The sequence below is a fragment of the Desulfomicrobium norvegicum genome (assembly GCF_900114595.1).
In the GTDB taxonomy this organism is placed as follows: domain Bacteria; phylum Desulfobacterota; class Desulfovibrionia; order Desulfovibrionales; family Desulfomicrobiaceae; genus Desulfomicrobium; species Desulfomicrobium macestii.
Genome location: NZ_FOTO01000018.1, coordinates 49,824 through 58,385, shown reverse-complemented (window position 1 = coordinate 58,385; position 8,562 = coordinate 49,824). Strand labels below are relative to the sequence as shown.

At 54.7% G+C, this 8,562-nt stretch carries 8 protein-coding genes and 1 pseudogene; 3 read left to right on the top strand and 6 right to left on the bottom strand.

Features of this window, described 5'->3' with window-relative positions; translation table 11 throughout:
• Positions 1–79 precede the first annotated feature (79 nt).
• Positions 80–2,026, bottom strand: a complete 1,947-nt coding sequence (locus BMZ24_RS18150; protein ID WP_092194303.1) for a PAS domain S-box protein — start codon at positions 2,024–2,026, stop codon at positions 80–82.
• 201 nt (positions 2,027–2,227) lie between these two features.
• Positions 2,228–3,019, bottom strand: coding sequence for an AraC family transcriptional regulator (locus BMZ24_RS18145; protein WP_092194302.1), 792 nt, complete (start codon positions 3,017–3,019; stop codon positions 2,228–2,230).
• 89 nt (positions 3,020–3,108) lie between these two features.
• Between BMZ24_RS18145 and BMZ24_RS18140 the strand changes: the two genes are divergently transcribed.
• Entirely contained in the window at positions 3,109–4,053 is a 945-nt protein-coding gene (locus BMZ24_RS18140) for a DMT family transporter (RefSeq protein WP_092194301.1), read from the top strand.
• The gene (locus BMZ24_RS18135; RefSeq protein ID WP_092194299.1) at positions 4,050–4,511 is read left to right on the top strand and encodes a DUF3795 domain-containing protein; all 462 of its coding nucleotides are present in this window, start codon (positions 4,050–4,052) and stop codon (positions 4,509–4,511) included. The genes BMZ24_RS18140 and BMZ24_RS18135 overlap by 4 nt, the downstream gene beginning before the upstream one ends.
• Positions 4,512–4,786: 275 nt before the next feature.
• Here the strand turns inward: BMZ24_RS18135 and BMZ24_RS18130 are convergent, their stop codons facing one another.
• From BMZ24_RS18130 to BMZ24_RS18120, 3 genes and pseudogenes are all read right to left on the bottom strand, one after another.
• Positions 4,787–5,704, bottom strand: a complete 918-nt coding sequence (locus BMZ24_RS18130; RefSeq protein WP_092194297.1) for a DMT family transporter — start codon at positions 5,702–5,704, stop codon at positions 4,787–4,789.
• Between the two features lie 34 nt (positions 5,705–5,738).
• Complete coding sequence (locus BMZ24_RS18125; RefSeq protein WP_161949230.1) at positions 5,739–6,539, bottom strand: AraC family transcriptional regulator; 801 nt, start codon at positions 6,537–6,539, stop codon at positions 5,739–5,741.
• Between the two features lie 53 nt (positions 6,540–6,592).
• A pseudogene (locus tag BMZ24_RS18120) lies at positions 6,593–7,081 on the bottom strand (SOS response-associated peptidase); the annotation flags it as partial.
• A 70-nt stretch (positions 7,082–7,151) separates the two neighbouring features.
• Here BMZ24_RS18120 and BMZ24_RS18110 point away from each other — a divergent pair.
• A complete protein-coding gene (locus tag BMZ24_RS18110) occupies positions 7,152–8,192 on the top strand; it encodes an IS630 family transposase (protein ID WP_092194289.1) in 1,041 nt (346 codons plus the stop codon).
• A gap of 26 nt (positions 8,193–8,218) precedes the next feature.
• Here BMZ24_RS18110 and BMZ24_RS18105 read toward each other — a convergent pair whose 3' ends face one another.
• Positions 8,219–8,467, bottom strand: coding sequence for an SOS response-associated peptidase family protein (locus BMZ24_RS18105; RefSeq protein ID WP_092194287.1), 249 nt, complete (start codon positions 8,465–8,467; stop codon positions 8,219–8,221).
• Between the last annotated feature and the right edge of the window lie 95 nt (positions 8,468–8,562).

The following is an 8,562-nucleotide window of genomic DNA, read 5'->3' as shown; positions in this document are numbered from 1 at the left end:
TCAAATTGCTTGGGCACGTTTTTCGACCAGATGTTCGGTCGGTACAGGCTTGTGCTTGACGGACCGTTTTTAGAGTTTTTCAGGATCGACTATTTAACAGCATGTCCTCGATCAGAAATTCCTCGCCGAAAACCAGAATGTCCTCACCTTTGTCGAGCCGTATGGATACGTGCCGGAGTTCGCAGAGTTGGCGCACGGCGGTGGTGATGCTCTGAATGGGTGCAGAGAGGGGAAACAGGGTGCAGTGGGGCCGGTAGGTCCCCTGTTCCATCCGGTACAGTTTGTCCGAAGAGTCGATGAGTTTCATGACCTGCTGCACCGACTTCACCATCATCGGGGCTATTTCACTGAAGGGAACGCAGGCGCCTTCCATGGCATACGTGGCCAGGGAATGCAGGCCCATCAATGGTGACTTGATGTCGTGCCGGATGATCCGTTCCACGTCGTCGCGAAGTTGTTCAGCTTGGCGCTGTTCGGTGATGTCCTCAGCGAAACAGACAAGATACTCGAAACGGCCATCGACAGCAAATTTGGGGTGCCTGGTAACGTTCAGCAGCCTGAGTTCTCCCGCCGCGTTCCTGGTCCATTCTTCGGATATGACCGTCTCCCGGGCCGCGATCACTTCGGCGCTGGCTTCGGTTGCTTTAGCGTGTTCCGGCATGACGTCAGCCAATTTGCTGAATTCGATCTCGTTGATGGGTCTGCCCAGGAATTTCGCGTGGGACTTGTTAACCACCCCGTAAGTGTGTTCATCGCTCTGATACCAGACCTGCTGTGGAATGGTGTCGAGTAATGTCCTGCGGTCTTCAAGATCCTTAAGCAGGTGGGCGTCCGCTTCGCGACGGCGGATCATGTTCTCCCGGAAGACGACCACGGAACGGGCCATCTCTCCGACCTCGTCTGAAGCTGCCTGGTAGGGGATCTCACAGTCTTGGTTCGACGACAGCCCGGTCATGACCTGGGCCATTGTCTTGATACGATTGGAGACTTTGTCCTTTACAAACAGCAGCATGAGCAGGGCCAAAGCGAGAAAGGTCAGGAACAACCCGATACGAAGCAGGGATTTTGTTCTGGCATTTTCAAGAGTCGCGTCGATGTGGTCTCGCGTCACGGCGACGGAGGCCTCCATGACCGGCGCGATGGACTTGAGGGCATCGACCATGATTTTGCTGTACTGCGCCCGCTCTAGAGGTAGCGGTGCCCCGGAGTAGATCGCGTCGAGGCTCGCGCGCTGAATAGGGAGGAATTCCTGTTCGTAAAGCTGTCTGAAATTGAGCATGGCCTCCTTGAGTCTGGGGTCTCGGATGCGCTGCACGGCGCTGGCGACATCCTCGACAAGGAGAGTGGAGGCGCCGCGCAGGCTGAAAATCTTCTTCAGATCTTCTGCTGGAAGGGTGCCATTCGTGCCGTAGGAAGCCAGAACCATGGAACACTCGGGACCGGAGGTATTGCGCAGAGCCAGAGTGCGCATCTTGATGTAGAACAGCTCCCGGGCCGTGGCATCGAAGTTGTCCTCGTCAGATGACAACACTTCGAGCAGGGCTTCGATGCTGTTGATGAAGCTGGTCATGGTTTCGAACCAGCGCGGCACGAGTTCTTTCGTCCTCTCCGCTAGAGGGATGCTGCATTCTCGGTCTCCATCCGCACGCAGGTATTGCACGGCGGTCCACTGGGATGTGATCCTGTCCACTTCCGGAGTGAAGAGTCCTGCCATCTTGATGCGGTCCATGGCGTTATTCAGGGCGTCATCGCCGGCATCTCTCTGCTGCCGGATAAAAATTCTGTTGCTCTCCATCTGTGAGACAGGTCCGGCATCCCTCAGAACTACGTTGACTCGTCCTCGCTCGAAACCGTAATGTTGCACTGCATTAAACAGTGCGTCCGCGATAATATTGTTGGAATGAATTTTGAGGGCTCTGCGGTATTCGGAAATTGCACTCATGGTGTTGATCGTCGCTGAAATTGCGTACAGCGCGGTCAGGATGAGCAAGACGATACTGAGTGATTTGCGTATGGAGAATAACATATTAACCACTTGTTGTTCGAGGAATAGCTGAGCTCAACAGACCACAACGGAGAGTTCCGGTGTAGACAGAGAACTTGATGGGCGGTTTCAAAACAGAAGCACGTAATGCATAGCTACGACTTTCCTGGCGCACAAGCAATTAAGTTGCAGGGTGCGAATTTGGAGAAGAATAAATCTGTTTTTTTGAAAATTTTCAGTCAGTTATGGGGATGCCCCCGCCTGTCGTGATGGTATTCGAAAACAGGCCGGTGTTGTGCCCGTCAATTTCCTGAACATGGCGATGAAAGCCGAAGAACTGGAATAGCCGAACTCCTTGGCGACGGATTCGACGGTGCGGCCCGCTTCAAGCAGAGCCATGGCTTTGACGATGCGCATGCGGTTGCGCCACTCTGTCAGCGGTATCTTCAGATCCTGATGGCACTTGCGAGCCAGTGTCCGCTCCGTGATCCCTGCCTCGCGGGCGAGTTCGGACACGCAACGGCTGTCCTGCGGGTTTTCTTCCAGATGATTGAGAAGAGGACCAAGGACGGGGTCGTCGGACGCCGGCAGGAACGTTCCCGTGACGGGGGCGGCTTTCAGTTCATCCAGAAGGGTGCGTAGAAGGCGTTGATGCTCTTCACTTCCAAAATCACGAGCATCTGTGCTCGCCCGGTTCAGCAGCGCGCGCATGAAGGGGGTGACCAGCAGGGCCTGAGGCCGAGGCGGCAGGCCTTGGCACAACTCGTCGACGACATAGAAGGATGCCTGAAGGACTTCGCGGCGATTGAACCCCATGTGCGGCATGTTCGGCGGCAGCCAGACGCCGTATTGCGGCGGGGCCAGATACTTGTCCCTTCCCACCTCGACCTGCACCACGCCATTGAACGCATAGACGAATTCCCCCCAGGAATGCTCATGTCCCGGAAAGATCGCGTCATCAGGCATGAGCATCGTGCGCAGGAAGAGCGGGGTGGGCAGGGCGTTGGTGAAGGGGGCTTGCAAGGGGTGCTTCACGTGTCTTCTCCACAATATGGGATGTCCGATAATCGCTATATATTTTTTTTCAGCCCGTCGTACAATCTTCCCGTCAGGAGGATTCGTCAATGAGTTGTCGAAAAGCGTTGGATGGGCGGGCTGTGCGCCTGATGATCATTTTTTGCGCGGTGTTGGGAATGCAGCAGATCGCCATCAAGGCCGCGGCTGTGGACATGTCGCCCATGCTGCAGATCGGCCTGCGCTCCGGCGGGGCTGTCCTGCTGATTGGGATGTATCTGCGCCATAAGGGAATGGGGCTCTTGCCGGAGGGCGGAAAATGGCTTGCGGGGATAGTGGCCGGCATCCTGTTCACGGTGGAGTATTTTTTTGTAGCCGAAGGTCTGCGTTTCACCAGTGCGTCGCACATGGTGACCATGCTCTATACGGCTCCCGCGTTCGCGGCCTTGGGTCTGCATGTGCTCATCCCGGAGGAGCGTCTGCGTCCGATGCAATGGATCGGGCTGATTCTGGCGTTTTGCGGCATCGCCGTGGCGTTTTTCGAACGGGGCGCGTCTTCGGCGTCGGGTTCCTCCGATATCCTCCTGGGCGACTTCCTGGGCCTGTTGGCGGGCATGTCATGGGGTGCGACAACTGTCGTCATCCGGACGCGGCTGTCGCGGACGCCACCGGCCCAGACCCTGTTCATCCAGCTCCTGACATGCTTCTGTCTGCTGGTCCCCGCCGCCGCGCTGACCGGCCGTCTCTCCTTCACCATGACCGGCGTCGTCTGGGCGGGCCTGATGTTCCAGGTCCTGCTCGTGTGCGTGTTCGGGATGTTGCTGTGGTTCTGGCTGCTGACGGTCTACCCTGCGTCCCAATTGGGCGTGTTGTCCTTTCTGACGCCTGTTTTCGGCATCGTCTTCGGCGTGCTGCTCTTGGGTGAACACGTGGAGTTACGGTTCGTCCTCGGGGCGGCCATGGTGCTTGCGGGTATCGCGCTGGTCAGTGGCTGGCAATGGTTCCAGCATCTTTTCCGTGTCCCCGATCATGTGCAGAAGGAGATCGCATCATGAATGACAACCGGATCGAATTCATCAGGGAGCGGCTCGCCCCCTGCGGACTGCATTGCGGGCACTGCTTCGCTTTCGTCGGCGGGCAGATTCATCTGCTGAGCAGCCAGTTGCAGGCCGCTTTGGGCAATTTCGGGGTGTATGCCGCCCGGTTTGTGGAGTTGCTCAACGCCCCCGTCTTCGCCAGTTACCCGGAATTCGGGACAGTCCTGGCCCATCTGGCGAAGGGTGCATGTCGCGGGTGCCGCAAGGAAAAATGCAAGCTCTTTGCTTCGTGCGGCGTTCGTCCGTGCGCAGAGGAGCGGGAGGTGGACTTCTGCTTCCAGTGTGCGGTCTTTCCCTGCGACAGGACGGGGTTCGACGAGCATCTGTATCGCCGCCATGTGGCGATCAACCGGCGGATGATGGAGGTTGGGGTTGAACGATATTACGAGGAGATCAGAGATCTGCCTCGATATTGAGACTGTTTGTGCCACAACTGTCCGCTATTTTGAATTGGTTTGGTAGTTGATGAGTAGGATAGCCAAAGTCAATGGGTTGTTTTGGGGCCCCAATGTCTGCAGTGTGATATCATTCGTAGCCATTGGAGTTGTTCAAGCCGGATGTTCAAAAAGTTCCAGAAACTACGCGCATAAAACACTATTTTCCAGGTTTCCGGGGTTTTGGATCCTTGTCATTTAACGGGCCGTATTGATTTATTCCTAATCAGGAAAGACGGTGCCGACTAATGTGATACTCATCGTTTCGTGCTAGGCAGAATCTTCTGTCGGTTTTTTCGGATGATGAAGATGCCAGCCAAAACCATGGCTGTCCCTGTTGCTTGATACAGATGCATGGGTTCGTGCAGGACTATCCAACCAAGAACGAGTGCTACAAGGGGGGGCAGGTAAGTGACCGACGATGTAGAAATGGCACCGATAGCCTCAATGAGTCCGTAATAGATCACATATGCCAATCCTGAGCCAAACACACCCAACCCTAAGACAACATTCCCGAAAAAAATCCAGTTCCACCCTATATCCGTCATGTCGGACCATTTGACCAGTGGCGCGTAGAGTATTGTGGCTATTGCCATCTGCAGAGCCGCCAGTTCCAGGGGGGACAGGTCGCCATGAGTCAGAAATCGGCGAGCATAGACAAATGCCACTGCGTATCCCAGTGCTCCGACAAGCATGTAGCCCGTTCCGCTCAGGACATCGAGCGAGCCGGTTCCTTTTGGCGCCATAATGACTACGATTCCACTGAAGCTGAGCAAGAGGCCCAGAATGCTGAGCTTAGTAAGACGTTCATTCGGTAAAAGAATGCTTGCCAGCAGAGCAGTCATGAGTGGGATGGCGCCGCTGATAACACCCGCCGTGCCGGTACCGAGTCTCCGGGTTCCTTCCATGAAACAATGAAAGGTGAGAACATTGGCGGAAAGGCTCATGACCAGTAGGTGCAGCCAAGGTTTGGGGGATCGTATTATTTTTTTAAGCGCTGTAGGGATGATTGGAGTTAGGACAATCGCCCCGAAAAAGAGCCTGAACCATACGATCAGCGTAGCTCCTAGATGTGCAGCGTTTTTCATGAACAGAAAATTGGCGCCCCAGAGCAAGCCAAGTATGCAAAGCCAGAGCCAAGGAAATCGCGCCATTGTGCGGGAGATGTATGTCATTATAGCCTCCTGAATGTTCTGGAGGTTATAGAGACTAGCTGTCAGGGAATTCTTGTAGTTTCTTGCTGACTTTAAGGTACTGCCTTGGAGTGATGCCGCAAACAGCCTTGAAACGATTAGCCAGATGGCTCTGGTCTGCGAAGCCAGTGGAGACCGCGACTTGAGCAATGGGCATGCCGCTGGCGAGAAGGAGTTTGGCCTCACGGATTCGGATTTGGAGTTGGTAGGCGTGGGGTGAAATGCCAATGAACCGGGTGAATGAACGAGCAAAGTGGAAAGGACTGAGATTTGCGAGACGGGCTAGTTCTTCCAGCGCAACCTGTTCGCCAAAGTGTTCTTGAAGATAATCTCGGGTACGCAAGATGGACCGGCGATTTGCAATGGGTAGCTCTGAGGGGGGCTGAATATCAAAATGGCGGGTCACCAGACGGGCGAGGAATTGCAGCAGCAAGCTCTGACGTGCCAGTCGGCTAGCCATGCCAGAAAATAGTGCTCTGTGGAGATATTTGAATTCGTCGGCCAACTCGTAGTCGAAGTTCACGAGTTGACCACAATTGGGCACCCCGCACAGCTTGCCTTTAATCTGACTTGCCACGTCCACTAGCAGCGAAGGATCGGGGTAGATGGTGGAATAGGACCAGCCAGCGCTCGTGGCCGCGTGTCCAGTGTGCAGTTCCCCGGGATTGATCACACATAAGGAACGTTCTGGCATGATCTCGTGTCCGCCCCGGTATCGAACACGCTGGGCTCCGGTTTCTATGACACCGATGACAAATTCAGCGTGGGCATGAGGAGCGAAGTGGTGCTGAATGTACGTCGCTCGTAGGCACTCCATGCTATGAAGGTCTGGCTCAATCCAAAATGTTGCGGTGTCACGTGAAGTTGTCATTACGATAAAAGGAGCTTTATGCTGATTTGAAGCAGGACGCCTGAGATAAGCAATTCCAAGTACAGCAATACGCTCTCGCAAAGAAGCTGCAGAGTCAAATAGTCGAACCGGTAATGCCAGAGGGGGTAGCTGTCGAAATCGTCCCGTGAGTCGGCGATGATCTCTTGGACGGCCGGCCCGGGTGTGTTCGGGTCCAGCCAGGCATCGAAGTGCTCAGGCTTGAGGACCACGGGCATGCGGTCATGGATATGAACGATGCTCGGCGCTGCCGCCTTGGAGAGCAGTGCGCAGGAAAGCACCTGAGTGCCGTCCTGTCCTTTCCAGACGGCTCAAAGTCCGGCGAAGGCGCTGGCTTCCGAATCCGGTGCGCAGATGAAGTAGGGCTGCTTTACCTGTCGGCCCGAGTCACTCCTAAACAGTTCCTTTTCATTCCACTCGTACCATCTGCGTGCTGGCATCAGGCAGTGCAACCTGCGCAGGCTGTGACGCCACGTCGGCTTCTAGTGTTGCGTCCTTCAAATAAATAGATAATAATGCCTCCCATCCAAGGAGGTGTTTATGGCTGCACGAGTTCGGCTTGACTTGAATCAGGAACAGAGAACCACCCTTTTGATGTGGGTTGGTTCAGGGAAAACAGAGCAACGACTGGCCTTGCGAGCGAAGGTGATTTTACTCGCCTCAGAGGGTTTGAGTTTGCATAATATCGCCGAAAAAACCGGACTGAACTGGCAAAGCTGTTTGAAATGGCGCAAACGCTTCTTGGAGCAAGGTCTTGATGGGCTCAAAGACAAGCAAGGCCGTGGAAGACCACAAATAATTTCACCAGATGAGCGGGTGAGCGTAGTCGCGCTGGCGTGCACAACTCCGCCTGATGGAAGTACTCGTTGGAGCGTGCGCAAATTGGCGGAAGTGACGGGACACGGAAAGTCCACAGTTCAGAAAATCTTGTCTGAGGCGGTCATCAAGCCGCACAAGACCGCCTATTGGTGTGGAAAAAGTCCTGATCCCGAGTTTGAAGAAAAGCAGGCGGCGATTGTCGGGCTTTACATGAATCCGCCGGAAAACGCTCTTGTGCTGTCGGTTGACGAGAAATCTCAGATACAGGCCCTGGACAGGACTCAGCCCTTGTTGCCCATGAAGCCAGGCGCAAGTCGAAGGTTAACGGCAACGTACAAAAGAAATGGCACGACGTGCCTGTTGGCAGCCCTCGCAGTGCATAGCGGAGCCGTCTCTGGCCGATGTGTGGACAGCGCAACCCATGAAGAATTTCTTTTGTTTTTGAAACAGTTATATCGAAAAAATCCCGGCAGGCATCTGCATGTGATCGTAGACAACTTGGCAGTCCATAAGCACCAGAAAATCAAAGACTGGGTGGCGGGCAAGAGGCGGATCACGCTGCATTTTACGCCAACATATTCTTCCTGGCTGAATCAGATAGAAATCTGGTTCAACATCTTCAGTCGAGACGTGATTCGAGGCGGTATTTGGAAGTCAAAACAGGAATTGGTTGATCAGATCATGGACTACATCAAGAACTACAACCAACTCTGGGCAAAACCATTCAAGTGGACCTACACGGGAAAACCCTTGACCACCTGATATGGATCAATTTCGTGGACGCAACACTAGGCCGCCTCTTCGGACCTGGCAGTGAAGGTCAGGGACGGCGGCGCATCCCTCTTCCACCAATGGGGAATGAGCCCCCAACGCGCGCCGTTTAGTTCCAGCAAAGCGTCATCGGTCTTGATGATAATGGGCACACGGGTTGCCAGAGCCACATTGTATCGCGGCTCTGGCCAATGCCAATTCCAGCGGTCGATTTTTAGGATATGCGCAACCGCTGCTTCGTCTGGAACGGAAAATCGTCCGCACATGGGTATCTCGTGCGCTTGGGTTCAGCAGAGGCATTGTTCGACGATGATAGGAAGCAAGAGGCCGGCTCCCTTGGTGAGGGGAGGCCGGCCTGATG